The following is a 25,918-nucleotide window of genomic DNA, read 5'->3' as shown; positions in this document are numbered from 1 at the left end:
GTCAGAGCGGCGTGACCAGCTCCGCCGCATCTTCACTGCGATGCAGCGCCACCTGACGGATCGACAAACGAATCTCCGCCGGCAATACGCGCTTGGCCGCGCCTTCGGCCAGTTCACCGAGCAGTTCGTGGTAGCTCAACTTGCCCGCTTCATCGCGCTTGAGCACGTCGAGGTCGAGCATGGTCTGGATGAAGTGGCGGAACAGGCTCTTGTCGAAGAATTCCGGGGCGTTCAGGCCGTGCAGGATCGACAGGCGCTGGGCCATGACCGTGCACAGGTCTTCCAGTTCTTCGGCGCTGATGCTGTTCTGGCCGCTGTTGAGCAGCAGTGACACGGTCATGTAGAAGCGCTGCAGGGTCTGGGCGATGCTTTTCGATAGCAGCGTCAACAGCACGAAATGCCGCGAGCTTGGCGCCGGGCGCAGGTACACGTTGTTCTCGAAACGCAGCAGGCCTTGCTCGACGAATGCCTCAAGCCATTGGTCGATCACCCCATCCAGTTCGTCCAGCGACCAGCGAATGAACAGTTCCGCTTGCAGGTAGGGATACAGCGCGCGGGTGTAGCGCAGGATCTGTTCGCGGCTCATGCGCGAGGCGCTCTGGAAGAAGCTCGCCAGCAGCGCCGGCAGCGCGAAGATGTGCAGCACGTTGTTGCGGTAGTAGGTCATCAGGACGGCGTTCTGTTCGTCCAGATACAGGATCTTGCCCAGGGCATCGCTCTGTTCGGACAGCAGGTCCATGTCCTTCACGTGCTCGATCAGCGCCCGGCCATCGCCTTCCGGCAGGGTGGTGTGCGGCGAGTACGGCACCTTGCGCAACAGCGCCAGGTACAGATCCAGCACCCGCGCCATGGCCCGATCATCCAGCGCCAGTCGGGTGGTCGACAGCAGCGCCAGTGCCACCAGATTGACCGGGTTGATCGCTGCCGCTTCGTTCAGATGCCGGGCGACCTTCTCGCCGAGGCGGTTGGTGGTTTCGTTGAGCCAGGCGGGTCTGAATTGCGGGCCGAGTTCCTGCTGACGCCAGTCCGGTTGTTCGCCGTCGAGGAATTCCGCCAGTTTGATCGGCTCGCCGAAGTTCACCGCCACCTGGCCGAAGCGCTGTTTGAGCGCGCCGATGACTTTGAAAATATCGAAAATCGACTCCTTCTTCTTGGCCGCACCGCGCAATTCGCCGAGGTAAGTCCGGCCTTCCAGTACGCGCTCGTAGCCGATGTACACCGGCACGAACACGATGGGCATGCGCGAGGAACGCAGGAAGCTGCGCAGGGTGATCGACAGCATCCCGGTCTTCGGTTGCAGCATGCGCCCGGTGCGCGAACGGCCACCTTCGACGAAGTACTCCACCGGAAAACCCTTGGTGAACAGGGTGTGCAGGTATTCGTTGAACACCGAGGTGTAGAGCGGGTTGCCCTTGAACGTTCGGCGCATGAAGAAGGCGCCGCCACGACGCAGCAGACCGCCGATCACCGGCATGTTCAGGTTGATCCCGGCGGCAATGTGCGGCGGGGTCAGGCCGTTGCGGAACAGCAGGTAGGACAGCAGTAGATAGTCGATGTGGCTGCGGTGGCACGGCACGTAGATCACTTCGTGACCCTGGGCGACCTTCTGCACGCCTTCGATGTGGTTGACCTTGATGCCGTCGTAGATCTTGTTCCAGAACCAGCTCAGCACCACTTCCATAAAACGGATGGCCGTGTAGGTGTAGTCCGAGGCGATTTCGTTGCCGTAGCGCAGCGCCTGGGCTTTGGCTTTCTCCGGCGAGATGTTCTCGCGCTCGGCTTCGTCGAGGATCGCTTGTTTGACCTGTGGCTGGTTGAGCAGGCCTTTGACCAGGTTACGGCGGTGGGAGATGTCCGGGCCGATCACCGCGGCCTTCAGGTTGCGGAAATGCACCCGCAGGATGCGCTGGGCCATGCGCACGGTGCGCTCGTGGCCCTTGTTGTGTTCGATCAGCTCGCGCAGGTGGATCGGCGCGGAGAACTGCACGCGGGTCTTGCGTCCCAGCACGATGACGCTCAGCAAGCGTCGCAGGCGCCCGGTAACCGCCCAGCTGTCGGCGAACAGGAGTTTCCACGGGCTGTTTTCGCTGTCCGGCGACTGGCCCCAGAACACGCTGACCGGAATGATCTGCGCGTCTTCGGCGGCGTTCTGGCTCAGGGCGCTGACCAGGCGGGTCAGTGTCGGCGGTGCGCCGCGCTTGTCCTGGCGGCCGAGCCAGTCCGGGTCGGGTGTCAGGTAGAAGAACGCGGCCGGTTCCAGCAGGTTGCCCACCGATACCGGCAGCACCGGGCGTGGCAGGCCGGCCTTGCTGCACTCGGTGTCGACCACGGCGAGGTCGGTCAGCGAAGGGTTTTGCAGGACGTAGAACACCGGACGACTGCGGTCGAGGTTGAGGGTGAACGACGACTGGTTGATCGTCTCGGAGCGAACCCAGAGGTACAACAGTCGGCGCAGGGTGCCAAACACAAGACGGCGGAACGGGGAACGGGTCATACGGCTTCTGCGTGAGTGAATGAAACCAAGCGTTTGCTTGGGCAGCCGATAGTGTGCCGTATTCGCTTAAAATCGGCAAAAAAGCGGCGAAGTAAACTCCTGTTGAGAGTTTTGACGTCTGTCATATACTCGGCGCTCTGTCGCCGTTGCCCTTATGGGACCGGTATGCGCAGGCTGACGTTCCCGAGGCTTTCCTGCGAAAAGCCCGATCAATAATAAAAAGGGAGTATGAACAAATGGCAACACGCGAAACCGGCAATGTGAAGTGGTTCAACGACGCCAAGGGCTACGGCTTCATTCAGCGCGAGGACGGGGTGGATGTGTTCGTGCACTACCGCGCGATTCGCGGTGAAGGCCACCGTTCGCTGACCGAAGGCCAGCAGGTTGAATACGCGGTGGTGGAAGGGCAGAAGGGGTTGCAGGCTGAGGATGTTGTAGGCCTGTAATCACGCAAAACCACTGTGGGAGCGGGCTTGCTCGCGAATGCGGTGTATCAGTCGACATCAATTTTGACTGATACACCGCATTCGCGAGCAAGCCCGCTCTCACATTTGATCGGTGTTGCTGACTCTTAAGCGGTCTTCCAGGTGATCTCTTCTTCACCATCAACGCTGATGCGAATCCAGCGATCGGCAGTCTCTTCACCTTCTTCCTCGACCCAGGTGCCCGGTGCGCAACGCACTTCCACGTTCAGCGCGGCAAACGCGGCGCGGGCGCAGGCGATGTCGTCGTCCCACGGGGTCTGGTCGCTTTCCAGGTACAGGCTGTTCCACTTGCCGACGGCTTTTGGCAGCCAGGTCACTGGCACATTGCCAGCCTTGCACTTGTAGGTCTGGCCCTTCTGGACCCAATCGGTGCACGGGCCCAATGCCGCGCCGAGCCAGGCGGAAATGGCCTTGTGGTCGACGTCGGCGTCTTTCAGGTAAATCTCGATATCGGGTTGGCGCATGGATGTCCTCACTGCGGGTCTGAAAAATCCATTCGCGGATTTAGCCGGTCTCGGGCACTCGCCCGAGACCAAAAGGTTATTGAAGAACGAAATAATCGTAGCGCATCGACACGGTGGTCTCGAACGGCTCGGTCTGTTCGATCACCGCCGCTCGACGCTCGGCACTGGCACGCCAGCCGTGGGGCGTCATCGCTAGCAGGTTGGCGCGGTCCTGCGGCTTGTCCAGCGTCAGCTTGAACGTCAGCGTCTCGCTGTGCGCCAGTGCCATGCCTTCGGGCACCAGGTCCAGATGCTTGTCGTCAATGTACTCGCGCACTTCGTCGTACAGCCGTTCACGCAACTCCATCAGGTGGCCGCTGGTCGGTCCGACTTTCATCAGGCCGCCGCCAACACTGAGCAGGCGCTTGGCTTCTTCCCAATCCAGCGGGCTGAAGACACTGGCCAGGAACTGGCAACTGCCGGAAGCCAACGGCACCCGCGCCATGCTGGCAATCAACCAGGTGAGCTGCGGATTGCGTTTGCAGGCGCGTTTGACCGCTTCGCGGGAGATGTCCAGGGCATAACCTTCGGCATCCGGCAGTGCCTCGGCGATTTGCGCGGTGTAATAACCCTCGCCACAGCCGATGTCCAGCCAGTGCCGGGGTGCATAACCAGCAGCCAGCTGCGCCAGACGCTTGGCCACCGGGGCGTAGTGCCCGGCGTTCAAAAAGTCTCGGCGGGCTTCGACCATCGCCTGGTTATCCCCAGGGTCGCGGCTGTTTTTGTGCTGCACCGGCAACAGGTTCAAGTAACCCTGGCGCGCGCGGTCGAAACGATGCCCGGCGGGGCAGGCCACGCCATTGTCCACCGCATTGAGCGGCTCACTGCAGATCGGGCACGCAAGCATCAGGCGAGCAACTTGATCAGGGTCTGGTAGTAGATTTCGGTCAGCACGTCGAGATCGGCTGCCAGCACCCGCTCGTTGACCTGGTGGATGGTCGCGTTGACCGGACCCAGTTCAACCACTTGGGTGCCCATGGTCGCGATGAAGCGACCATCGGAGGTACCACCGCTGGTGGACGCCTTGGTTTCACGACCAGTGATGTCCTTGATACTCGCCGACACTGCGTCGAGCAGCGCGCCCGGTTCGGTGAGGAACGGCAGGCCGGACAGCGCCCAGTCGATGTGCCAGTCCAGGCCATGCTTGTCGAGGATGTCCGCCACGCGTTTTTGCAGGCCTTCGACTGTCGACTCGGTGGAGAAACGGAAGTTGAACACCGCCACCAGGTCACCCGGGATGACGTTGGTCGCGCCGGTGCCGGAATTGACGTTGGAGATCTGGAAACTGGTCGGCGGGAAGAAATCGTTGCCGTGGTCCCAGTGCTCGGCAGCCAGTTCGGCCAGGGCCGGGGCAGCGAGGTGGATCGGGTTCTTCGCCAGGTGCGGGTAGGCCACGTGACCTTGCACGCCGCGCACGGTCAGCTTGGCGCCAAGGGAGCCGCGACGGCCGTTCTTGACCACGTCACCCACCAGGGTGGTGCTCGAAGGCTCGCCGACAATGCACCAGTCCAGACGCTCCTTGCGCGCGGCCAGGCGTTCAACCACCGCCTTGGTGCCGTGGTGCGCCGGGCCTTCTTCGTCGCTGGTGATCAGGAACGCGACTTTGCCCTTGTGATTCGGGTAGTCGGCGACAAAACGCTCGGAGGCGACGGTCATGGCGGCGAGGCTGCCTTTCATGTCGGCGGCGCCACGGCCGCAGAGCATGCCGTGTTCATCGATCAGTGCGTTGAACGGCTCGATCTGCCAGGCCGCCACCGGGCCGGTCGGGACCACGTCGGTGTGGCCGGCGAAGCACAGTACCGGACCGTCGTTCTGGCCGTGGGTGGCCCAGAAGTTATCCACATCTTCGATGCGCATCGGTTCCAGGGTGAAACCGGCATCGCCCAGGCGCTGCATCATCTGCTTCTGGCAATCGGCGTCGATCGGCGTCACGGACGGACGGCGGATCAGGTCGATGGCGAGTTGGAGGGTCGGCGAAAGGTCGGCGTGGGCCGTCATGGAAAACTCCGGAATCATTAGATTTGGGCTTTGGCTTTTCATGTGGGAGCGGGCTTGCTCGCGAATGCGGTGTATCAGTCAACATACTCCTCGACTGTTACAAAGCATTCGCGAGCAAGCCCGCTCCCACAGGGATAGGGCCAAGCCCCGCAAAATGGCGCTTATCTTAAAGCAAAACGGCGACCATTGGCCGCCGTTTAGTGCATCCGCGCAGATTTAGACGACAGGTGCCGTTTCAGGCTCAGCGGTCGGTTTCGGTAGCGACGACAGGAACGCCATGATCAGCGCCGCCACGTACGGCAGCGACTGCACCAGCAGCATGGTGACCCAGAAGCGCATGTCGTTGCTCGGCAGGCCCTGCACCAGGAAGATCCCCAGCGCCGCGCCCCACAACAGCAACATGATGAACATCTCTTCCCGGGCTTCGGAAATCGCCACCCAGAAGCCGTGGTTATCGGCGTTTTTCGGCGTTCGGAAGAACGGAATGCTGCTGGTGAAGAAGCCGTACAGCACCGCTTTGGCGATGGTGTGGGACAGCGCCAGACCGGCCAATGCCGCGCAGAAGGCATCCTTCAGGTTCACTCCGACCGCACGACGGTAGAGGAAGATGATCTTGGCGACCTTGAACACGAACAGCGCCAATGGCGGGATTGCGAAGATCAGCAGCGGCGGATCGACCCGGTGCGGCACGATGATCATCGCCGCCGACCACAACAGTGCGCCGACGGTGAAGAAGATGTTCATGCCGTCCGCCACCCACGGCAACCAGCCCGCGAGGAAGTGGTAGCGCTGGCCACGGGTCAGCTCGGTGTCCTTGCCGCGCAGCAGGCTGGCGGTGTGGCGCTTGATGATTTGAATCGCTCCGTAGGCCCAGCGGAAACGCTGTTTCTTGAAGTCGATGAAGGTATCGGGCATCAGGCCTTTGCCGTAGCTGGTGTGGTAATACGCCGCCGACAAGCCTTTTTCGAATACCCGCAGGCCCAGCTCGGCGTCTTCACAGATGCACCAGTCGGCCCAGCCCAGTTCTTCGAGCACCGAGCGGCGGGTCATGGTCATGGTGCCGTGCTGGATGATCGCGTCGCGGTCGTTGCGGGTCACCATGCCGATGTGGAAGAAGCCTTTGTATTCCGCGTAGCAGAGCTTCTTGAAGGTGCTTTCGTTCTGGTCGCGATAATCCTGCGGCGATTGCACCACGGCGATTTTCGGGTCGGCGAAGTGCGGCACCATGTGCTTGAGCCAGTTCGGGTGCACGCAGTAATCGGAGTCGATCACCGCGATCACTTCGGCATCCTTGGCGGTGTGCGGGATCAGGTAGTTCAGCGCGCCGCCCTTGAAGCCGGCCAGTGGTGCCACGTGGAAGAACTTGAAGCGCGGGCCGAGGGTTGCGCAGTAATCTCGCACCGGTTCCCAGACCGCCGGGTCCTTGGTGTTGTTGTCGATGATCAGGACTTCGAAGTCCGGATAGTCGAGGTTGGCCAAGGCGTTGAGGGTCTGTTTGACCATCTCCGGCGGCTCGTTGTAGCAGGGCACATGGATCGACACTTTCGGACGGTAGCTGGAGTCGCCTTCCACCGGCAGGAACTCGCGCCGGCGCTTGTGCACCCACACGGCTTCGGCCAGTTCATGGGCTTCGGTCAGCAGCACGATAAACACCCCGAGCGCACCGAGGGCGAGCAAGAAGCCCACCGTCAGGCTGAACCAGGTGCTGTATTGCTGGCTGTAGTCGTAACCGATCCACACCAGCACCGAACCACACAGGAACGCAATGAAGGTCAGGAAGGTACGGCCACGCTGGCGCAGGGCCGAGCCGTCGATCATCAGCAGGGTCAGCGACAACAGCGCCAATACCACCGAGCCAATGGCCAATACGCGCCATTGCGGAATCGCCACCACCGGGCCTTCGAAGTTGAATTTCTGCTGGCGCGCGGCGTTGAACACGCCCCAGTAGGCGCCGACGGAGCCTTCGTCGCTGGCTTTCCACGGCTGGTCAAACGCTTCGATCACGAAGTAGTTGAAGCCCTGGCGGTTGAGCTTGTTGACCAGGGTTCGCAGGTAGATCGCCTGGTCCGCCGGGGAGGCATCGGCGCCACCGCGCATGCGGCCGTTGCTCGGCCAGCCCACCTCGGACAGCAGCAGTGGTTTTTTCGGGAACATCTTTTTCAGGTCGCGGGCGCGGTCGAGGACGAACTGCCCGGCCTTGTCCATCGGGACGAACTCCCAGTAAGGCAGGATGTGCGCGGCGATCAGGTCGACGTGCTTGGCCAGTTCCGGATGTTCTTCCCACACGTGCCACTGTTCGGACGTGGTCACCGGCACTTTCACGGCAGCGCGCACGCGATCGAGCATGACGCTGAGTTCCTGGGCGGTGATTTCCTTGCGGTAAATCGCTTCGTTGCCGACCACCACGCGAACCACGCTGCGCGAGGAGTTGGCGATTTCAATGGCGCGGGTGATTTCCCGTTCGTTGCGTTCCTGGTCCGGGCTGATCCAGATCCCCAGGGTCACCCGCAAGCCGAACTCTTCCGCCAGCTTCGGGATGTTTTGCAGCGTGCCATCGACCGAGTAGATGCGGATGTTGTCCGTCAGCTTGCTCATGATCTCCAGGTCGCGACGCATTTGATCGTCGGTCGGGAACTGGTCCTTCTGCGGGAACTGGCCCTGCTGGAATGGCGAGTACGAGAAGCCGGAGATCTGTTCAGGCCAGTTGGGGGCGGTGACCGGGCGGTTGATCAGCGCCCAGAAGCCGGTAAACAAGGCAGCGATGGCGAGCACCACGACCAGGTTGAGTCCAAATTTACGCGATGACATAGTTATTTCGGGTTCCAAAGACTGTGGAACGAAGGAACGGTTGGCGGTCGCCAAGGGGCGCGCATCCTACACCGGGCATTCTCTGGTCGTACAGCAGACAGGGAATTGCCTGACATTGGGCAATCCAAGTCGGTTTAAGTTCTTTCTTTAGAGCGTGTAGGGCAAATCTTTGTTCGATGTAGTTTTCGTGGATGTTGCCCGTTCATAGCGCAATGATGCTCTTGGGCGCCGACGGCTCTATAATGCGCGCCGGTTTTTGGGGTAATGGTCATGAGTACAGAAGATCCGCGGTTTGCTGGCATCGCCCGTTTGTATGGCATCGAAGGCCTTGAGCGCCTGCGCGCGGCCCATGTGGCGATCGTCGGCGTCGGTGGTGTCGGCTCCTGGGCGGCGGAAGCCATGGCCCGTTGTGGCGTGGGCGAGATTTCGCTGTTCGATCTGGACGACGTCTGCGTCAGCAATGCCAACCGCCAGTTGCACGCGCTGGACAGCACTGTGGGCAAGCCCAAGGTCGAGGTGATGGCCGAGCGTCTGCGCGGGATCAACCCGGACTGCACGGTGCACGCTGTGCCTGACTTCGTCACCCGCGAGACCATGGCCGAGTACATCACACCGAACATCGACTGCGTGATCGACTGCATCGACAGCGTCAACGCCAAGGCCGCGCTGATCGCCTGGTGCAAACGGCGCAAGATCCAGATCATCACCACCGGCGGCGCAGGCGGGCAGATTGACCCGACATTGATCCAGGTCTGCGATCTCAATCGCACGTTCAACGATCCGTTGGCGTCGAAAGTGCGCTCCACGCTGCGCCGCGACTACGGCTTCTCACGCACCGTGACCCGCCATTACAGCGTGCCGTGCGTGTTTTCCACCGAACAACTGCGCTACCCGAAACCGGACGGCAGCATTTGCCTGCAGAAGAGTTTTGTCGGGGATGGCGTGAAGCTCGACTGTGCCGGCGGGTTTGGCGCAGTGATGATGGTGACGGCGACCTTCGGCATGGTCGCGGCGACCAAGGCTGTGGACAAGATTGTGGCGGGTGTGCGGCGGCCGGCGGAGCGGGTCAAACCGCAAGTTTAAAGTGCTGCTGATGGTCTCTTCGCGGGCAAGTCGGATCGCCGCACCGCCGCTCCCACATTTGGAATGCATACCCCTGTGGGAGCGGGCTTGCTCGCGATGGGCTGCGAAGCGGCCCCGTTACTGCGCCAACTCCCGCATCCGCTGAAGCACCGCATTCAAGCCATTACTACGGGATTCAGACAACTGCCGCCCCAACCCAAGCTGATTGAACCAGTCCGGCAGATCCACCTGCTGCAACTCAGCCGCGGACAAGCCGTTGACCCGCGCCAGCAGCAACGCCACTAGCCCGCGAATCAACCGCGCATCGCTGTTGGCGCTGAATTGCCAGTGGCCATCGCGCAATTCGCCCACCAGCCACACCTGGCTTTCACAGCCGTGCACCCGGTTGGCATCGCACATCTGTGCATCACTCAACGCCGGCAGACGCTCGCCCCATTGCATCAGCAGGCGTGCGCGTTGTTCCCAGCCGGCGGCTTTCTGAAAGGTGTCCAGTGCCGTCACGGCGTCGGCGGGCAGGTTCATCGCAATAGCTCCAGCGCCTGATCCAGGGCTTCAAAGAACCGCTCCAGGTCTTCGGAATCGTTGTACAGCGCCAACGACACCCGAATCGCTCCGGCCAGTTCGAAGCGTTTGAGTAGCGGCATCGCACAGTGATGGCCGGCACGCACTGCGATCCCTTGTTCGGTCAGCAAATGCGCGAGATCGGAGTTATGCACACCCTCGACGGTGAAACTGGCCAGCGCCACTTGCGGCTTGCCCAGCAGGCGAATGCCGTTGCGCGCCTCCAGGCCCTTGAGCAGACAGGCATGCAGCGCCGCTTCATGGGCGGACACGGCGTCCTGATCGAGCCCGGCGAGGTAGTCCAGGGTCGCTCCCAGGCCGATCACGCTGGCAATCGGCGGCGTCCCGGCCTCGAAGCCCAGCGGTGCCGGGCGAAAGCGTGCGTCGTGGTAATTGGCATCGAGCACCATTTCGCCGCCGAATTGCCAGGGACGCAGTTGTTTCAGCGCCGTATGGCGCCCGAACAACACGCCCAGGCCATCGGGGCCGTAAAGCTTGTGGCTGGAGAACACATAAAAATCGCAGCCCAGCGCTTGCACGTCGTGGCGGCCATGGACCACGCCCTGGGCACCATCGATCACGGTCAGGGCGTTGTGCGCCTTGGCCAATGCCAGTAATTCAGGCAGTGGCTGCCATGCGCCAATCACGTTGGACAACTGGCTGACGGCCAACAGACGCGTGCGTGGACTGATCAAACCGGCGGCGGCTTCAAGGTCGATCACGCCGTCGGCATCCAGCGGCAGGATCACCAGTTTCAGCTCGCGACGGTGCGCCAGTTGCTGCCAAGGCAGCAGGTTGGCGTGATGCTCCAGGGCGCTGATGACAATCTCGTCGCCCGGATTGAAAAGATGTTCAAGGCCATAGGCCAGGAGATTCAGCGCGGACGTCGCGCCGTGGGTAAAGATGATCTGCCCGCTATCGCCGGCATTGAGCCATTGCGCGACTTTGCGGCGGCTGTCTTCGAATGCCTGGGTGGCGTGGGCGCCGGGCAAGTGTTGCGCCCGATGCACGTTGGCCGCGCCGTTGGCGTAGTAATGCGCGAGGGCATCGAGCAGGGCCTGAGGTTTTTGCGTGGTGGCGGCGTTGTCCAGATAGGTCTGGTCTTGCCGTTGCAGGGCGGCGATGGCCGGAAAATCGGCGCGCCAGGGAGAGAGAATCATCATGGTGTTCGCCTGTACGCCTGACCCCTGTAGGAGCGAGCTTGCTCGCGATGATCGTGTGGACGACACGGGCTGTCTGATGCCGCGCGTTATCGTTGACGTCCATCGCGAGCAAGCTCGCTCCTACATAGGTGATGCGTGCTGCTTAGTTGTGAGCGTGCAGCGCTTCGTTCAGTTCGATGGCCGATTTGTGGGTTTTGCATTCCACGGCACCGGTCTGCGAATTGCGACGGAACAGCAGGTCGGTCTGGCCGGCCAGATCACGGGCCTTGACCACTTTGACCAGTTGATTGTTCTCGTCCAGCAGCGCGACTTTGGTGCCGGCGGTCAGGTACAGGCCCGACTCGACGGTGTTGCGGTCGCCCAACGGAATACCGATACCGGCATTGGCGCCGATCAGGCAGCCTTCGCCGACCTTGATCACGATGTTGCCGCCGCCCGACAGGGTGCCCATGGTCGAGCAGCCGCCGCCCAGGTCCGAACCCTTGCCGACGAATACGCCAGCGGATACGCGGCCTTCGATCATGCCCGGGCCTTCGGTGCCGGCGTTGAAGTTGATGAAACCTTCGTGCATCACGGTGGTGCCTTCGCCCACGTAAGCGCCCAGGCGCAGACGCGCAGCATCAGCGATGCGCACGCCGGCCGGAACCACGTAGTCAGTCATTTTCGGGAATTTGTCCACAGAGAACACTTCCAGCAGCTCGCCGCGCAGGCGGGCTTCGAGTTGCAGTTCGGCCAGTTCGCTCAGGTCGACCGCGCCCTGGCTGGTCCAGGCCACGTTTGGCAGCAGCGGGAAGATCCCGGCCAGGTTCAGGCCGTGGGGCTTGACCAGGCGATGGCTCAGCAGGTGCAGCTTGAGGTAGGCCTCAGGGGTGGACGACAGCTGGGTGTCTTCAGCCAGCAGGGTCGCGACCAGCGGCTTGTGGCTCTCGGCCAGGCGGGTCAGCAGGGCAGCCTGGGCAGCGTCGATGCCTTTGAGCGCTTCAGCCAGTTGCGAGGCCTGGGCGGTGCTGAATGCGATGGCCTGATTGCCTTCGGTGTAGCCCAGGATCGGTGCGATAGCAGCGACGACTTCAGCCGATGGCTTGAGGACCGGGGCGGCGTAGAACACTTCCAGCCATGCGCCTTGACGGTTTTGAGTGCCGACGCCGAAGGCCAGGCTGAACAGGGTAGCGGACATGTGTATACCTCTAACAAAATTGAACGGGCTGCTTACTTGAGCGCGGCCGCGTAGATATCTGGCTTGAAGCCAATCAGGGTTCGGTCACCGAGATCGAGCACCGGGCGCTTGATCATCGAGGGTTGTGCGAGCATCAGTTCGATGGCTTTCGTCTGGTCGAGATCGGCTTTGCGTTCGTCGTCGAGCTTGCGAAAGGTCGTGCCTGCACGGTTCAACACCACTTCCCAGCCGTGCTCGTTGCACCATTGGGTCAGGTGTTCACGGTCGATACCGACCGCTTTGTAATCATGAAAGTCATAGCTGACAGCGTGTTCATCGAGCCAGGTGCGCGCCTTTTTCATGGTGTCGCAGGCTTTGATGCCGAAAAGGTGCAACGTTTTGCTTGAAACGGTCAAGGAATTGCCCCCTTTGCAGGTGCCGTAAATATAAAGGTGACGGATTATGCCATGACCGGACGGTTTCGCGGCGGCTGTGGTGACTGACAGCGCAAATCCAATGTGGGAGCGGGCTTGCTCGCGAATGCGGTGTATCTGGTCAATCAATGTCGACTGACACTCCCTCTTCGCGAGCAAGCCCGCTCCCACAGGGATTGTGGTGTGCCGGCGTGCGACATTGGTACAACGGTCAGGCCAAGTCTAAGCGGCTAATATGGCACTTCAATGCTGTCGATTGTCCGGGAACCACGCTTTATGCAAACCGCCTACACCGTCCTGATCCTGTTGATGCTGGTCGGCGTTTCGCGCCTGATCGGACGGGTGGTTCCGCTGCCGTTGCCGTTGGTGCAGATTGCCGCCGGTGCCCTGCTTGCCTGGCCGACGCTCGGCCTGCATGTAGCCCTCGATCCCGAACTGTTCTTGTTTCTGTTCCTGCCGCCACTGTTGTTCTCCGACGGCTGGCGCATGCCCAAGCGCGAATTCTGGCACCTGCGTGGCCCGATCCTGACCCTGGCGGTGGGCCTGGTGCTGTTCACGGTGGTCGGCGCCGGGTATTTCATTCATTGGCTGCTGCCTGGTGTGCCGTTGCCGGTGGCGTTTGCCCTCGCGGCCGTGCTGTCACCAACGGACGCGGTGGCGGTGTCGGCCATTTCCCGCAATCGACTGCCGACCCCGTTGATGCACATCTTGCAGGGCGAGGCGCTGATGAACGATGCCTCGGGCCTGGTAACGTTCAAGTTTGCCCTGGTGGCAGCGGTTACCGGCGTGTTCTCGCTGGCCAATGCCAGCTTGACGTTTGTACTGGTCGCGGTGGGCGGGCTGACCGTCGGGGTGGCCTTGAGCTGGCTGGTCGGTCGTATGCGGGCGTGGATGATCGCGCGGGGCTGGGATGATCCGGCGACGCACGTGGTGTTCATGTTGCTGTTGCCGTTTGCGGCCTACGTGCTGGCCGAGCGCATGGAGGTGTCAGGCATCCTGTCAGCGGTGGCGGCGGGGATGATGCAGAGCTGGCTCGACCTGCTGCCGCGCCAGACCAACACGCGCTTGCTCAATCGAAGTGTCTGGTCATTGCTGGAGTTCGCCTTCAACGGTTTGATCTTCCTGCTGTTGGGGTTGCAGTTGCCGGACATCATCAAGGCGGTGGCCAGCCACGAAACTTCGCTATGGCCGACGTTGCTGTATCGCGGGCTGGACGTGGTGGCGATTTTCCTGGTGCTGCTGGTTTTGCGGTTCGTTTGGGTACAGAGCATCTGGCGGCTGTCAATTCTGCTGCGGCGCTGGCGCGGCAAAGCTGAGCTGACACGGGTGCCCAGCGCGCGTTCCTGCTGGTTGCTGACCGTCGGCGGCGTGCGTGGTGCGGTGACGCTGGCGGGTGTGATGTCGGTGCCGATGCTCATGGGGGCCAGTGCGTTTCCCGAGCGCGACCTGCTGATATTCATCGCCGCCGGGGTGATTCTGCTGTCGTTGATTGCGGCCTGCATTGCGCTGCCACTGTTGTTGCGCGGCATCGAGGCCAGCCCGGACGACAAGCGACGCAATGAAGTGCGCGAGGCTTGGCGCAAGACAGCAGAGGCGGCGATTCATGCCCTCGAAACGGAGGAGGTCAATCCCCAGGACGCCGCTGAATCTGCTTTGGCGGCGGAGCTCAAGGCGAGAATCATGTCCGAGTACCGGCATCAGTTGGAGGTGTTCAATGATTCGGCAGAGGCCCAGGCCCTGGCGTTTCAGATGGACTTGCTGGAGCGACGTCTACGCGTGAAGGCGCTGCGGGCGCAGCGCCTGGAGCTTTACAGCCTGAGTCGTCATCACCAGATTGGCGATGACGTGTTGCGTGAGGTGTTGGGGGAGCTGGATCTGAGTGAGGCCAAGCTTGGCCAGGTGAAGTAACGCCTGGCTCCTACCGGCGCTGGATGAACGCACGAATACGCTCGGCAGCCTCGACACATTCTGCCAACGGCGCAACCAGCGCCATGCGCACGCGCCCGGCCCCCGGGTTGACGCCATCGACGTCCCGCGACAGGTATGAGCCAGGCACTACCGTCACGTGCTCCTGCTCGAACAGGTCGCGGCAGAACGCTGCGTCGTCACCGGCGACATTCGGCCACAGGTAGAAACTGCCATCCGGCCGCTGTACGTCCAGCACCGGGCTGAGGATTTCAAGCACCGCATCAAACTTCTCGCGATACAGCGCCCGGTTGGCGCGTACGTGTACTTCGTCATTCCACGCAGCAACGCTGGCCAGTTGCGTCTGAACCGGCATCGCACAGCCGTGGTAGGTGCGGTAGAGCAGGAAGCCCTTGAGGACGTCGGCATCACCGGCTACAAAGCCCGAGCGCAGGCCTGGCAGGTTGGAGCGCTTGGACAGGCTATGGAACACCACGCAACGCTTGAAGTCCTTGCGACCCAGTTCCGCGCAGGCGCTGAGCAGGCCCGGTGGCGGCGTTTGTTCGTCGAAGTACAGTTCGCTGTAGCACTCGTCCGCGGCGATCACGAAATCGTGTTCATCGGCCAGGGCAATCAGCTTTTTCAGGGTCTCGACCGGGATCAGGGCACCGGTCGGGTTGCCCGGCGAGCACAGGAACAGAATCTGGCAGCGTTTCCAGATGTCCGCAGAAACCGCGTCGAAGTCCGGGTTGAAGCCGTTTTCGTCCAGGCACGGCAGGTAATGCGGCTTGGCGCCGGCGAGAAAGGCCGCGCCTTCGTAGATCTGGTAGAACGGGTTCGGACTGACCACCAGTGCGTCATCGCCACGGTTGACCACGGTCTGGGTGAAGGCGAACAGGGCCTCGCGGGTACCATTGACCGGCAGCACGTTGCGCGCGGGGTCGATCCAGCCCTTTGGGACATCGAAGCGGCGTTCGCACCATGCAGCAATGGCTTCACGCAGCTCCGGGATGCCGAGGGTGGTCGGGTACACGGCCATTTTTTCCAGATTGCTGGCCAGGGCCTCGGCGACAAAGCTCGGCGAACGGTGTTTCGGCTCGCCGATGGACAGTGCAATCGGACGCTTGTCCGGGTTGGGCGTGACGCTGCCGAGCAAGGCGCGGAGCTTTTCGAACGGGTAAGGCTGGAGCTGGGACAGAGCGTTGTTCATCGATAAATCTCGTTCGGTGTTGGAGCGGCGCTGGTCCCTGTAGGAGCGAGCTTGCTCGCGATGGTCGTCAACGATAACGCGTTCTTGCCAGAATAACGCGGCGTATTTGAGTTCATCGCGAGCAAGCTCGCTCCTACAAAAAGCGGGCCGTTGTTAAGTCAGATGCTGATGCGCGACAGTTTGATATCGGGTTCCTGGTTGACGCTCAACTGCTCGACGATTGCATCCTGTAATCGGCTGCACAGCAGCGGATCGGAAAGAGGGTGGTTGTTGGCGTCGGTGATGAAGAACACGTCTTCCACGCGCTCGCCGAGGGTGGCGATCTTGGCATTCTGCAGTGACAGGTCGAACTCCAGGAAGATCGTGCCGATCCGCGCCAGCAGGCCCGGGCGGTCGGGAGCGGTGAGTTCGAGCACCGTCACCTGGCGCTGGGCATCGTTGTGGATCGTCACCTGTGGTGCAAAGGCGAAATGCTTGAGCTGACGTGGCACCCGGCGCTGGATGATGGTCGGGTAGTCGTCAGGGTTGCGCAGGGCTTCGGTCAGGCCTTCGCGGATCTGTTTGACCCGCGCCGGGTTGTCGCCAATCGAGTCGCCGTCGGTGTCGAGCACGATATAGGTGTCGAGGGTGAACTGGCTGCTGGAGGTGATGACCCGGGCGTCGTGAATGTTCAGGTTGAGCTGGTCCATCGCGGCCACGGTCACGGCAAAGAAGTCGTGCTGGTCGGGGGCATAGATGAAGATCTGCGTGCCACCTTCGAACTCGCGCTGGGTGGTCTCCTTGATCAGCACCAGCGGCCCGCCGTCGGCCGGTTGCTGGAGGATCGCGTCACTGTGCCAGGCCACGTCGCCGGCCGTGTGGCGCAGAAAATAGTCATCACCCAGTTGCGCCCACAACTGCTCGACATCGTCCGGGTCGGTGCCGCCGCGCACCAGGATATCCAGGGCGGCGCTCTGGGTCTGGCGGATCTGCTCTTCGCGATCCACCGGGTTCTCCAGGCCGCGACGCAGGGCGCGCTTGGTCTCGGTGTAGAGCTGACGCAGCAGGCTGGCGCGCCAGGAGTTCCACAGGGTCGGGTTGGTGGCGTTGATGTCGGAGACGGTCAGCACATACAGGTAGTCGAGGCGGGTTTCGTCACCGACGATCTGGGCAAAGTCGTGGATCACCTGCGGGTCGGACAAGTCCTTGCGCTGGGCGGTGGTCGACATCACCAGGTGGTTCTGCACCAGCCACACGATCAGGCGGCTGTCCCACACTGGCAGCTGATGGCGCTGGCAAAACGCCTCGGCATCGACTGCTCCGATGTCCGAGTGGTCGCCATGTCGGCCTTTGCCGATGTCGTGGTAGAGGCCGGCCATGTAGATCAGTTCGGGTTTGGGCAGTTTGCCCATGAGCTTGCTGGCCAGCGGAAATTTTTCCGACACCTGGGTGTACTGCAACTTACGCAGGTGCTTGATCAGGTTCAGGGTATGGGCATCGACTGTATAGATGTGGAACAGGTCATGCTGCATCTGCCCGACGATAAAGCCGAATTCGGGCAGGTAGCGCCCCAGGATGCCGTAACGGTTCATCCGCCGCAGGTTGCGGTGGATGCCGATCTTGCACTTGAACAGCTCGATAAACAGGCTGGTGTTGCGAATATCGTTGCGGAAGTCGTCGTCGATCAGGTGGCGGTGTTCCCGCAGCAGACGAATGGTGTCGGCGCGAACGCCCTTGATTTCCGGCTGCTGGGCCATCAGCACGAAGATTTCGAGCATGGCGAACGGGGTACGGCGGAAAACGTTGTCGTTGCGTGCCTCGATGTAGCCGTCATGCAGCTGGAAACGCGAGTTGATTGGCTGCGGTGGTGATTCGTCTTCAGGTGCGAGGATGACTTCCTCGAAGTGCTGGATGATCAGGTCGCTGAGTTGGGCGATGCTCATGACCACCCGGTAATACTGCTGCATGAAGTTTTCGATGGCTTGCTTGGCGTCGTCGCCTTTGAAGCCTAGCAGTCCGGCAATGGTGCGCTGGTGATCGAACAGCAGGCGGTCTTCGGAACGACCGGCGAGCATGTGCAGGGCATAGCGAACCTTCCACAGGAACTCCTGGGAGGAGGCGAGCAGGGCGTTTTCACTTTCGACCAGGAATCCTTCCCCAGCCAGTGCCCGCAGGTTCAGGGTGCCGTACTCGCGACGGGCCACCCACAGAATCGTCTGGATATCCCGCAGGCCGCCGGGTGAGCCTTTGACGTTGGGTTCCAGGTTGTATTCGGTGTCGTTGTACTTGTGGTGGCGGGCCTTTTGTTCGGCACGCTTGGCCAGGAAGAAGTCCTTGCTCGGCCACATGTGCCCGGTGCCGGTGACGTCCAGCATGCGCTGGCGCAGATGCTCGGGGCCTGCGATGGTGCGGCTTTCCATCAGGTTGGTGACGACCGTCAGGTCGGCGCGGGCCTCGACGGCGCATTCGTCGACCGAGCGAACGCTCTGGCCGACCTCCAGGCCGATGTCCCACAACAGCGTCAGAAAACGCTCGATGGAATCGCGGAAAACCTCGTGGTCGGCGCTGTCCAGCAGGATCAGCAAGTCGATATCGGAATAAGGGTGCAATTCGCCACGGCCGTAGCCGCCGACCGCGACCAGCGCGATGTCGGCGTCCTCGCTCCAGCTGAACTGCTCCCAGGCCTTTTGCAGGATGTTATCGACGAACCAGGCGCGATCCTCGATCAGCCGGCGAATGTCCCGGCCATTGCGAAAGCGCGTATCGAGCACTTCGCGGGCCTGGCGGATCGCCTTCTTGAAGGCCGAGATCGGGCTTGCCTTCAGGGCCAGTTCAGCCTGGAACTGGCCGCGGTCGAAGAGTTCGGGATCCACCTGCGGCATCGATTGGCTTTCCTTTCTATAGGCGAGGTTCGGTGGCGGGATCAGGCCGAAACGCGAGGGATGGTGTCATCGCTGCGCAAGGTGAAGATCTCGTAACCGGTTTCGGTCACCAGCAGGGTGTGTTCCCACTGTGCCGAGAGCTTGCGGTCCTTGGTGATCGCGGTCCAGCCGTCGCCCAATACCTTGGTGTCGGCACGGCCCTGGTTGATCATCGGCTCGATGGTGAAGGTCATGCCGGCCTTGAGTTCCATACCGGTGCCCGCGCGGCCGTAGTGCAGGATCTGCGGCTCTTCGTGAAATACCTTGCCGATACCATGGCCGCAGAATTCGCGAACCACCGAGAAGCCGTTCTTTTCCGCGTGCTTCTGGATGATTTCGCCGATGTCGCCCAGGCGGCAGCCGGGTTTGACGATCTCGATCGCCTTATACATGCACTCCTGGGTTACCTGGGACAGACGCTCGGCCCAGACTGGCACGTTGCCGACGTGGAACATGCGGCTGGTGTCGCCGTGGTAACCGTCCTTGATGACGGTGACGTCGATGTTCAGGGTGTCGCCATCCTTGAGCGGCTTGTCGTTCGGGATGCCGTGGCAGACCACATGGTTGATCGACGTGCAGATCGACTTTGGATAGCCCTTGTAGTTGAGCGGGGCAGGGATGGCTTTCTGCTCATTGACGATGTAGTCGTGGCAGATCTGGTTCAGTTGATCGGTGGTAACGCCCGGCTTGACGTATTCGGCAATCATTTCCAGCACATCGGCGGCCAGTTTGCCGGCGATGCGCATCTTGGCGATATCCTCGGGGGTTTTGAGGGTGACGGTCATACAGGCTCTCTCTGCGCCAGGCGGCGCTTTCTAAACGAAAAGGGCATTGCGCGATCAAACTTCGCGGCCCTGAAAAATGCGATTCTACCAGACGATCAGCGCAAATCTGCGCCTGTGTGCATCGCTTCTCTCTATAGAATGGTGCATTCTTGGCGGATTCCAAGGGAAGGAGCAAAACGCTCGCCAGGATTTCAGAATCCGGGTTTCGTTTTGCCTCGTCTTGTGGTATAAAATGCGCCGCTTTCCGGGGATGTCCCGTAAAGCCTAAATCCACACACGTGTCGACACGATGACCTGGGTGCCTTCAGCTGATGCTGCTGGTTGGTCATTGGGATACGTGGAGGCCAAACCCGACTTATTAAGGAACTATCATGTCCCAAGTCAACATGCGCGATATGCTGAAGGCCGGTGTGCACTTCGGTCACCAGACCCGTTACTGGAACCCGAAAATGGGCAAGTACATTTTCGGCGCGCGTAACAAGATCCACATTATCAACCTTGAAAAAACCCTGCCAATGTTCAACGAAGCTCTGACTTTCGTAGAGCGTCTGGCCCAGGGCAAAAACAAGATTCTGTTCGTCGGCACCAAGCGCTCCGCTGGCAAGATCGTTGCTGAAGAAGCAGCACGCTGCGGTTCGCCGTACGTCGATCACCGCTGGTTGGGCGGCATGCTGACCAACTTCAAAACCATCCGTGCTTCCATCAAGCGTCTGCGTGACCTTGAAGTTCAAGCCGAAGACGGTACTTTCGCCAAGCTGACCAAGAAAGAAGCGCTGATGCGCACTCGTGACCTGGAAAAGCTGGATCGTTCCCTGGGTGGTATCAAGGACATGGGCGGTCTGCCAGACGCTCTGTTCGTTATCGACGTTGATCACGAGCGCATCGCGATCACCGAAGCCAACAAGCTGGGCATCCCGGTTATCGGCGTAGTCGATACCAACAGCAGCCCGGAAGGCGTTGACTACATCATCCCAGGCAACGATGACGCAATCCGCGCTATCCAGCTGTACATGGGTTCGATGGCTGACGCTGTTATCCGTGGTCGCAACAATGTTGCCGGCGGCACTGTAGAGTTCGCAGCTGAAGAAACTCAGGCTGCAGCTGAGTAATTGACGCCTTGGCGTTGACTCAGTAAGCAAAAAGGGGGCTTGGCCCCCTTTTTGCCACCTCGAAAACCATTTGTCGGCGCCCACTGCTCTATCTGTAACGTGCGGCAGCTAACAAGGGTGGTTCGGGAAGAATTGATCGCCCGTTCGATCGGGTGGAATGGTTGAAAACCTATCCAAGAGGATTTTGAAATGGCAGAGATTACTGCAGCGTTGGTCAAAGAACTGCGCGAGCGTACTGGCGAAGGCATGATGGACTGCAAAAAGGCCTTGACCAAGGCTGGCGGCGACATCGAGAAAGCCATTGATGACATGCGTGCTTCGGGCGCCATCAAGGCTGCCAAGAAAGCCGGCAACGTTGCTGCTGAAGGCGCTATCGCCATCAAGGCTGACGACAAGGCAGCCGTGCTGCTGGAAGTCAACTCGCAGACCGACTTCCTGGCCCTGCAAGACGACTTCAAGAACTTCGTTGCTGCCTGTGTAGAAAAAGCTTTCGACGAAAAACTGACCGACGCAGCTCCGCTGATCGCCGCTCAGGAATCGGCTCGTGAAGCACTGGTTGCCAAAGTAGGCGAGAACGTCAACATTCGTCGCCTGGTACGCGTAGAGGGCGACGTTGTCGGCACCTACCTGCACGGTAACAAGATCGGTGTTGCTGTTGTTCTCAAGGGCGGCGATGTTCAGCTGGCCAAAGAGATCGCCATGCACGTGGCGGCAAGCAACCCTGAGTTCCTGCTGCCATCGCAGGTTTCGCCGGAAGCCATCGAGCGCGAGAAGGGTGTTTTCCTGACCCTGAACGAAGACAAGATGAAAGGCAAGCCAGCTGAAATCGTCGAGAAGATGATTGCCGGTCGCATCACCAAGTTCCTGGCCGAAGCCAGCCTGGTCGAGCAAGCTTTCGTCATGAACCCGGAAGTCACCGTAGGTGCCCTGGCCAAGAAAGCCGGCGCTGAAATCGTTTCCTTCACTTACTTCAAAGTAGGCGAAGGCATCGAGAAGCCAGTGGACAACTTCGCAGAAGAAGTTGCTGCCCAGCTGGCTGCCGCCAAGCAATAAGACGGTTTTTTAACTGTCGCCCAGAAGAGGCTGCCCGCTCACGCGCGCAGCCTCTTTTCAGATGGGGGATCAATTTTTATTTGGTTTCCCTTTGGAACTGGCTTACAAAGCCATGTTCCGATGGCGCTGAAGCAGCGCCAAGCTAGATTGAACGCCAGCTGTAAACAGCTCGCAAAGAATTTTTAAAATACGCCGCAGGAGAGATTCGCAATGGCTCAGCAGGGCAGTGGTTATCAGGCTCGCTATAAACGCATTCTACTCAAGCTTAGCGGCGAGGCCCTGATGGGCTCGGAAGAGTTCGGGATCGATCCGAAAGTTCTGGATCGCATGGCATTGGAAGTTGGCCAGTTGGTCGGCATCGGTGTTCAGGTCGGTCTGGTTATCGGTGGTGGCAACCTGTTCCGCGGTGAAGCGCTGAGCAAGGCTGGCATGGACCGGGTCACCGGCGACCACATGGGCATGCTGGCCACTGTGATGAACGCCCTGGCCATGCGCGACGCCCTCGAGCGCGCCAACATCTCGGCCATCGTGATGTCCGCTATTTCCATGGTTGGCGTGACCGATCACTACGATCGTCGCAAAGCCATGCGCCACCTGAACTCCAAGGACGTGGTGATTTTCGCGGCCGGTACCGGCAACCCGTTCTTTACGACGGATTCGGCCGCCTGCCTGCGTGCAATCGAAATCGATGCCGATGTCGTGCTCAAGGCGACCAAGGTCGATGGCGTCTACACCGCTGACCCGTTCAAAGACCCGCATGCCGAGAAGTTCGATCATCTGACCTACGATGAAGTGCTGGATCGCAAGCTGGGTGTGATGGACCTGACGGCCATTTGCCTGTGCCGCGACCACAAGATGCCGCTGCGCGTATTTAACATGAACAAGCCCGGCGCCCTGCTGAACATCGTGCATGGCGGCGCTGAAGGAACCCTGATCGAGGAAGGCCAACAATGATCAACGAAATCAAGAAAGACGCTAAAGAACGCATGCAGAAGTCCGTGGAATCGCTGGCGCACAACTTCGGCCGCATTCGTACCGGTCAAGCGCACCCGAGCATCCTGGAAGGCGTGATGGTGCCGTACTACGGTTCCGACACCCCGATCAAGCAAGTGGCCAACATCACCGTCAAAGATGCCCGTACCCTGCAAGTCGTTGCCTTCGAGCGCAACATGCTGGGCGCCGTCGACAAGGCGATCGGCAGTGCAGGCTTGAACCTGAACCCGACCAACCTTGGTGAGCTGCTGCTGATCAGCATGCCGGCCCTGACCGAAGAAACCCGTCGCGGTTTCACCAAGCAGGCTCGTGATGTAGCTGAAGATGCCCGTGTTGCCGTGCGCAACATCCGTCGCGATGCAAACAGCTCGCTGAAGGATCTGGTCAAGGAAAAGGAAATCAGCGAAGACGAAGAGCGTCGCGCCACTGGCGAGATCGACGACCTGACCAAGAAGTTCGTAGCTGAAATCGACGCTAAGTTGGCGGAGAAAGAAAAAGACCTGATGGCCGTATAAGGGTCGCGTTTTCATGGAAAAGACCAAGCAGTCTGCACCGTCCGCGGTGCCGCGCCATGTCGCGATCATCATGGATGGTAACAATCGCTGGGCGAAAAAACGCTTTATGCCGGGTGTCGCCGGGCATAAAGCGGGCGTGGATGCGGTACGTGCCGTCATTGAAGTTTGTGCTGAGGCCAAGGTCGAAGTGCTGACCCTGTTCGCCTTTTCCAGCGAGAACTGGCAGCGTCCGGCCGATGAGGTCAGCGCTTTGATGGATCTGTTCTTCAAGGCGCTGCGTCGTGAGGCCAAGCGCCTCAACGACAACAACATCAGCCTGCGTATCATTGGCGATCGCTCGCGCTTTCATCCCGAGTTGCAGGCTGCCATGCGTGAAGCCGAGGCCATGACGGCCGGCGCCAATCGTTTTGTCCTGCAGATCGCCGCCAATTACGGTGGCCAGTGGGATATCGCGCAAGCTGCGCAGCGACTGGCGCGAGAGGTCCAGGCCGGACACCTGCGTCCGGAAGACATCACGCCTGATCTGCTGCAGACCTGCCTGGCCACGGGCGACCTGCCGCTGCCGGACCTGTGTATCCGCACCGGTGGCGAGCATCGCATCAGCAACTTCCTGCTCTGGCAGCTGGCCTATGCCGAGCTGTATTTCTCCGACCTGTTCTGGCCGGACTTCAAACACGATGCCATGCGCAATGCGCTGGCCGATTTCGCTTCCCGCCAGCGCCGCTTCGGTAAAACGAGCGAGCAGGTCGAGGCTGGAGCCCGGGTTTAATGCTTAAACAACGAATCATCACCGCACTGATCCTGCTGCCGATTGCCCTGTGCGGGTTTTTCCTGCTTGAAGGTTCCGGTTTTGCACTGTTCATCGGGCTGGTCGTGACCCTGGGTGCCTGGGAATGGGCGCGTCTGGCGGGTTTCGCCGGTCAGGCGTTCCGCGTGGGCTATGCCGCCGTGGTCGCTCTGGCGCTGTTCCTCATGTACATCCTGCCCGGCCTCGCGCCTTGGGTGTTGGGCGCGTCAGTGCTGTGGTGGGCTGTGGCGACGTATCTGGTGCTGACCTATCCGCGTTCGAGCGAGCACTGGTCCGCTGCGGCGACCAAATTGGTGATCGGCCTGTTGATTCTCCTGCCGGCCTGGCAAGGCCTGGTGCAGATCAAGCAATACCCGCTGGGTAACTGGCTGATCATGGCGGTGATGGTGCTGGTCTGGGGTGCCGATATTGGCGCCTACTTCTCCGGTCGTGCTTTCGGCAAGCGCAAGCTCGCACCGCAGGTCAGTCCGGGAAAAAGTTGGGAAGGCGTGTACGGTGGCCTGGCGCTGAGCCTGGTGATTACCACGATCGTTGCTCTGGTACGCGACTGGACGGTGGCCGAGCTGTTCAAAGGGTTGATCGGTGCCGCGCTGATCGTGTTCATTTCGGTGGTGGGTGATCTCACTGAAAGCATGTTCAAGCGTCAATCCGGGATCAAGGACAGCAGCAATCTGCTTCCGGGTCACGGTGGCGTGCTGGATCGTATCGACAGCCTGACGGCAGCGATTCCGGTGTTTGCGGTACTGCTGTGGATGGCGGCCCCATGAGCCGCCCGCAACTGATTACCGTTCTGGGCGCGACCGGCTCGATTGGCCTGAGTACACTCGACGTCATCGCTCGTCACCCCGATCGTTATCAGGTCTTTGCTTTGACTGGCTTCACTCGCTTGAGTGAATTGCTGGCGCTCTGCGTGCGCCATGTGCCGCGATTTGCCGTGGTGCCTGAAGTCGCAGCTGCCCGCGCCTTGCAGGATGATCTGCGTGCGGCAGGCCTTTCGACCCGTGTTCTGGCGGGTGAAGAGGGTTTGTGTCAGGTCGCTTCCGATCCGGAAGTCGATACGGTTATGGCGGCGATCGTCGGTGCCGCGGGATTGCGTCCGACACTGGCGGCGGTCGAGGCCGGCAAGAAGATCCTCCTGGCCAATAAAGAAGCGCTGGTGATGTCTGGCGCGCTGTTCATGCAGGCTGTGCGCAAGAGCGGCTCGGTGTTGCTGCCGATCGATAGCGAGCACAACGCCATTTTCCAGTGCATGCCGCTGGATTATGCGCGCGGCCTTGAGGCGGTCGGTGTACGCCGGATTTTGCTGACGGCTTCCGGCGGTCCGTTCCGGCAGACGCCCATGGCTGACCTGGCACATGTTTCTCCCGATCAGGCCTGTGCTCACCCGAACTGGTCCATGGGGCGAAAAATCTCCGTTGACTCGGCCAGCATGATGAACAAGGGGCTTGAGTTGATCGAAGCCTGCTGGCTGTTCGATGCCAGGCCTTCGCAGGTCGAAGTGGTGATTCACCCGCAAAGCGTGATTCATTCGCTGGTCGACTATGTCGATGGTTCTGTCCTGGCGCAGTTGGGTAATCCGGACATGCGCACGCCCATCGCCAATGCCTTGGCGTGGCCTGAGCGGATCGATTCGGGTGTGGCGCCGCTGGATCTGTTTGCCATTGCGCGACTGGACTTCCAGGCGCCCGATGAGGAGCGTTTCCCTTGTCTGCGTCTGGCCCGTCAGGCGGCCGAAGCAGGTAACAGTGCGCCGGCCATGCTCAATGCGGCGAACGAAGTGGCGGTGGCGGCATTTCTCGACGAGCGGGTTCGTTACCTGGAAATCGCGAGTATCATCGAGGAAGTACTGAGTCTGGAGCCCGTAGTGGCTGTGGATGATCTCGATGCAGTGTTCACGGCGGACGCGAAGGCGCGATTGCTGGCCGGACAATGGTTGAGCCGTCACGGGCGGTAGA

22 protein-coding genes are annotated in these 25,918 nt (G+C 60.8%); 10 read left to right on the top strand and 12 right to left on the bottom strand.

Features of this window, described 5'->3' with window-relative positions:
- Nucleotide 1: 1 nt before the first annotated feature.
- Complete coding sequence (plsB, locus tag AC07W4_RS00310; RefSeq protein ID WP_495031098.1) at nucleotides 2-2,494, bottom strand: glycerol-3-phosphate 1-O-acyltransferase PlsB; 2,493 nt, start codon at nucleotides 2,492-2,494, stop codon at nucleotides 2-4.
- 236 nt (nucleotides 2,495-2,730) lie between these two features.
- Here plsB and AC07W4_RS00305 point away from each other — a divergent pair, with 236 nt between their 5' ends.
- Complete coding sequence (locus AC07W4_RS00305) at nucleotides 2,731-2,940, top strand: cold shock domain-containing protein (protein WP_007954750.1); 210 nt, start codon at nucleotides 2,731-2,733, stop codon at nucleotides 2,938-2,940.
- A gap of 125 nt (nucleotides 2,941-3,065) precedes the next feature.
- On the opposite strand, the gene AC07W4_RS00300 is transcribed toward AC07W4_RS00305, so the two are convergent.
- The 4 genes from AC07W4_RS00300 to AC07W4_RS00285 form a co-directional block, all read right to left on the bottom strand.
- Nucleotides 3,066-3,443 (bottom strand): hypothetical protein, encoded by a 378-nt coding sequence (locus AC07W4_RS00300; protein WP_008052800.1) that lies wholly within the window; start codon nucleotides 3,441-3,443, stop codon nucleotides 3,066-3,068.
- A 76-nt stretch (nucleotides 3,444-3,519) separates the two neighbouring features.
- A complete protein-coding gene (locus AC07W4_RS00295; RefSeq protein WP_495031097.1) occupies nucleotides 3,520-4,329 on the bottom strand; it encodes a putative RNA methyltransferase in 810 nt (269 codons plus the stop codon).
- Nucleotides 4,329-5,480 carry a succinyl-diaminopimelate desuccinylase gene (dapE, locus tag AC07W4_RS00290; protein WP_008052798.1) on the bottom strand — a complete coding sequence of 384 codons (1,152 nt, stop codon included), beginning with the start codon at nucleotides 5,478-5,480 and terminating at the stop codon, nucleotides 4,329-4,331. Before dapE ends, AC07W4_RS00295 begins: the two co-directional genes overlap by 1 nt.
- 216 nt (nucleotides 5,481-5,696) lie before the next feature.
- Nucleotides 5,697-8,288: a glycosyltransferase gene (locus tag AC07W4_RS00285; RefSeq protein WP_495031096.1), complete on the bottom strand. Its 2,592-nt coding sequence runs from the start codon at nucleotides 8,286-8,288 to the stop codon at nucleotides 5,697-5,699.
- A gap of 270 nt (nucleotides 8,289-8,558) precedes the next feature.
- Here AC07W4_RS00285 and tcdA point away from each other — a divergent pair, with 270 nt between their 5' ends.
- The gene (tcdA, locus tag AC07W4_RS00280; RefSeq protein WP_442967262.1) at nucleotides 8,559-9,371 is read left to right on the top strand and encodes a tRNA cyclic N6-threonylcarbamoyladenosine(37) synthase TcdA; all 813 of its coding nucleotides are present in this window, start codon (nucleotides 8,559-8,561) and stop codon (nucleotides 9,369-9,371) included.
- 117 nt (nucleotides 9,372-9,488) lie between these two features.
- On the opposite strand, the gene AC07W4_RS00275 is transcribed toward tcdA, so the two are convergent.
- From AC07W4_RS00275 to AC07W4_RS00260, 4 genes are all read right to left on the bottom strand, one after another.
- Nucleotides 9,489-9,893, bottom strand: a complete 405-nt coding sequence (locus AC07W4_RS00275; protein ID WP_495031095.1) for a SufE family protein — start codon at nucleotides 9,891-9,893, stop codon at nucleotides 9,489-9,491.
- Nucleotides 9,890-11,095 (bottom strand): aminotransferase class V-fold PLP-dependent enzyme, encoded by a 1,206-nt coding sequence (locus AC07W4_RS00270; RefSeq protein ID WP_008052794.1) that lies wholly within the window; start codon nucleotides 11,093-11,095, stop codon nucleotides 9,890-9,892. The genes AC07W4_RS00275 and AC07W4_RS00270 overlap by 4 nt, the downstream gene beginning before the upstream one ends.
- A 142-nt stretch (nucleotides 11,096-11,237) precedes the next feature.
- Nucleotides 11,238-12,272 carry a 2,3,4,5-tetrahydropyridine-2,6-dicarboxylate N-succinyltransferase gene (gene dapD, locus AC07W4_RS00265; protein WP_495031094.1) on the bottom strand — a complete coding sequence of 345 codons (1,035 nt, stop codon included), beginning with the start codon at nucleotides 12,270-12,272 and terminating at the stop codon, nucleotides 11,238-11,240.
- Nucleotides 12,273-12,304: 32 nt separating this feature from the next.
- On the bottom strand, nucleotides 12,305-12,613 hold the full coding sequence (locus tag AC07W4_RS00260; protein ID WP_238538813.1) for an arsenate reductase: 309 nt from the start codon (nucleotides 12,611-12,613) through the stop codon (nucleotides 12,305-12,307).
- A gap of 348 nt (nucleotides 12,614-12,961) precedes the next feature.
- On the opposite strand from AC07W4_RS00260, the gene AC07W4_RS00255 reads away from it, so the two are divergent.
- On the top strand, nucleotides 12,962-14,593 hold the full coding sequence (locus AC07W4_RS00255; protein WP_495031093.1) for a Na+/H+ antiporter: 1,632 nt from the start codon (nucleotides 12,962-12,964) through the stop codon (nucleotides 14,591-14,593).
- Between the two features lie 10 nt (nucleotides 14,594-14,603).
- Here the strand turns inward: AC07W4_RS00255 and dapC are convergent, their stop codons facing one another.
- From dapC to map, 3 genes are all read right to left on the bottom strand, one after another.
- Nucleotides 14,604-15,800 carry a succinyldiaminopimelate transaminase gene (dapC, locus tag AC07W4_RS00250; protein ID WP_495031092.1) on the bottom strand — a complete coding sequence of 399 codons (1,197 nt, stop codon included), beginning with the start codon at nucleotides 15,798-15,800 and terminating at the stop codon, nucleotides 14,604-14,606.
- Nucleotides 15,801-15,958: 158 nt separating this feature from the next.
- Nucleotides 15,959-18,661, bottom strand: coding sequence for a [protein-PII] uridylyltransferase (locus AC07W4_RS00245; RefSeq protein ID WP_495031091.1), 2,703 nt, complete (start codon nucleotides 18,659-18,661; stop codon nucleotides 15,959-15,961).
- A 41-nt stretch (nucleotides 18,662-18,702) separates the two neighbouring features.
- Nucleotides 18,703-19,485, bottom strand: coding sequence for a type I methionyl aminopeptidase (gene map / locus AC07W4_RS00240; RefSeq protein ID WP_102669828.1), 783 nt, complete (start codon nucleotides 19,483-19,485; stop codon nucleotides 18,703-18,705).
- A gap of 371 nt (nucleotides 19,486-19,856) precedes the next feature.
- Between map and rpsB the strand changes: the two genes are divergently transcribed.
- From rpsB to ispC, 7 genes are all read left to right on the top strand, one after another.
- The gene (gene rpsB, locus AC07W4_RS00235; RefSeq protein WP_008052780.1) at nucleotides 19,857-20,594 is read left to right on the top strand and encodes a 30S ribosomal protein S2; all 738 of its coding nucleotides are present in this window, start codon (nucleotides 19,857-19,859) and stop codon (nucleotides 20,592-20,594) included.
- 189 nt (nucleotides 20,595-20,783) lie between these two features.
- Nucleotides 20,784-21,647, top strand: a complete 864-nt coding sequence (gene tsf / locus AC07W4_RS00230; protein ID WP_008052779.1) for a translation elongation factor Ts — start codon at nucleotides 20,784-20,786, stop codon at nucleotides 21,645-21,647.
- Between the two features lie 210 nt (nucleotides 21,648-21,857).
- Entirely contained in the window at nucleotides 21,858-22,601 is a 744-nt protein-coding gene (gene pyrH / locus AC07W4_RS00225; RefSeq protein ID WP_003222124.1) for a UMP kinase, read from the top strand.
- Nucleotides 22,598-23,155: a ribosome recycling factor gene (gene frr, locus AC07W4_RS00220; protein WP_007978385.1), complete on the top strand. Its 558-nt coding sequence runs from the start codon at nucleotides 22,598-22,600 to the stop codon at nucleotides 23,153-23,155. The genes pyrH and frr overlap by 4 nt, the downstream gene beginning before the upstream one ends.
- Nucleotides 23,156-23,168: 13 nt before the next feature.
- The gene (uppS, locus tag AC07W4_RS00215; RefSeq protein WP_008052778.1) at nucleotides 23,169-23,924 is read left to right on the top strand and encodes a polyprenyl diphosphate synthase; all 756 of its coding nucleotides are present in this window, start codon (nucleotides 23,169-23,171) and stop codon (nucleotides 23,922-23,924) included.
- On the top strand, nucleotides 23,924-24,730 hold the full coding sequence (locus AC07W4_RS00210) for a phosphatidate cytidylyltransferase (protein ID WP_414929171.1): 807 nt from the start codon (nucleotides 23,924-23,926) through the stop codon (nucleotides 24,728-24,730). Before uppS ends, AC07W4_RS00210 begins: the two co-directional genes overlap by 1 nt.
- On the top strand, nucleotides 24,727-25,917 hold the full coding sequence (gene ispC, locus AC07W4_RS00205) for a 1-deoxy-D-xylulose-5-phosphate reductoisomerase (protein ID WP_495031090.1): 1,191 nt from the start codon (nucleotides 24,727-24,729) through the stop codon (nucleotides 25,915-25,917). Before AC07W4_RS00210 ends, ispC begins: the two co-directional genes overlap by 4 nt.
- Nucleotide 25,918: the final 1 nt, after the last annotated feature.

Source organism: Pseudomonas sp. GW821-FHT02A08, assembly GCF_059422045.1.
The sequence above is the reverse complement of the archived record's forward strand: the minus strand, read 5'-3'. Positions and strand labels throughout refer to the sequence as shown.

What these genes read in the sequence shown, in the direction of transcription:
- plsB (WP_495031098.1), bottom strand. Translation starts at nt 2,494, where the DNA reads ATGACCCGTTCCCCGTTCCGCCGTCTTGTGTTTGGCACCCTGCGCCGA.
- AC07W4_RS00305 (WP_007954750.1), top strand. Translation starts at nt 2,731, where the DNA reads ATGGCAACACGCGAAACCGGCAATGTGAAGTGGTTCAACGACGCCAAG.
- AC07W4_RS00300 (WP_008052800.1), bottom strand. Translation starts at nt 3,443, where the DNA reads ATGCGCCAACCCGATATCGAGATTTACCTGAAAGACGCCGACGTCGAC.
- AC07W4_RS00295 (WP_495031097.1), bottom strand. Translation starts at nt 4,329, where the DNA reads ATGCTTGCGTGCCCGATCTGCAGTGAGCCGCTCAATGCGGTGGACAAT.
- dapE (WP_008052798.1), bottom strand. Translation starts at nt 5,480, where the DNA reads ATGACGGCCCACGCCGACCTTTCGCCGACCCTCCAACTCGCCATCGAC.
- AC07W4_RS00285 (WP_495031096.1), bottom strand. Translation starts at nt 8,288, where the DNA reads ATGTCATCGCGTAAATTTGGACTCAACCTGGTCGTGGTGCTCGCCATC.
- tcdA (WP_442967262.1), top strand. Translation starts at nt 8,559, where the DNA reads ATGAGTACAGAAGATCCGCGGTTTGCTGGCATCGCCCGTTTGTATGGC.
- AC07W4_RS00275 (WP_495031095.1), bottom strand. Translation starts at nt 9,893, where the DNA reads ATGAACCTGCCCGCCGACGCCGTGACGGCACTGGACACCTTTCAGAAA.
- AC07W4_RS00270 (WP_008052794.1), bottom strand. Translation starts at nt 11,095, where the DNA reads ATGATGATTCTCTCTCCCTGGCGCGCCGATTTTCCGGCCATCGCCGCC.
- dapD (WP_495031094.1), bottom strand. Translation starts at nt 12,272, where the DNA reads ATGTCCGCTACCCTGTTCAGCCTGGCCTTCGGCGTCGGCACTCAAAAC.
- AC07W4_RS00260 (WP_238538813.1), bottom strand. Translation starts at nt 12,613, where the DNA reads ATGAAAAAGGCGCGCACCTGGCTCGATGAACACGCTGTCAGCTATGAC.
- AC07W4_RS00255 (WP_495031093.1), top strand. Translation starts at nt 12,962, where the DNA reads ATGCAAACCGCCTACACCGTCCTGATCCTGTTGATGCTGGTCGGCGTT.
- dapC (WP_495031092.1), bottom strand. Translation starts at nt 15,800, where the DNA reads ATGAACAACGCTCTGTCCCAGCTCCAGCCTTACCCGTTCGAAAAGCTC.
- AC07W4_RS00245 (WP_495031091.1), bottom strand. Translation starts at nt 18,661, where the DNA reads ATGCCGCAGGTGGATCCCGAACTCTTCGACCGCGGCCAGTTCCAGGCT.
- map (WP_102669828.1), bottom strand. Translation starts at nt 19,485, where the DNA reads ATGACCGTCACCCTCAAAACCCCCGAGGATATCGCCAAGATGCGCATC.
- rpsB (WP_008052780.1), top strand. Translation starts at nt 19,857, where the DNA reads ATGTCCCAAGTCAACATGCGCGATATGCTGAAGGCCGGTGTGCACTTC.
- tsf (WP_008052779.1), top strand. Translation starts at nt 20,784, where the DNA reads ATGGCAGAGATTACTGCAGCGTTGGTCAAAGAACTGCGCGAGCGTACT.
- pyrH (WP_003222124.1), top strand. Translation starts at nt 21,858, where the DNA reads ATGGCTCAGCAGGGCAGTGGTTATCAGGCTCGCTATAAACGCATTCTA.
- frr (WP_007978385.1), top strand. Translation starts at nt 22,598, where the DNA reads ATGATCAACGAAATCAAGAAAGACGCTAAAGAACGCATGCAGAAGTCC.
- uppS (WP_008052778.1), top strand. Translation starts at nt 23,169, where the DNA reads ATGGAAAAGACCAAGCAGTCTGCACCGTCCGCGGTGCCGCGCCATGTC.
- AC07W4_RS00210 (WP_414929171.1), top strand. Translation starts at nt 23,924, where the DNA reads ATGCTTAAACAACGAATCATCACCGCACTGATCCTGCTGCCGATTGCC.
- ispC (WP_495031090.1), top strand. Translation starts at nt 24,727, where the DNA reads ATGAGCCGCCCGCAACTGATTACCGTTCTGGGCGCGACCGGCTCGATT.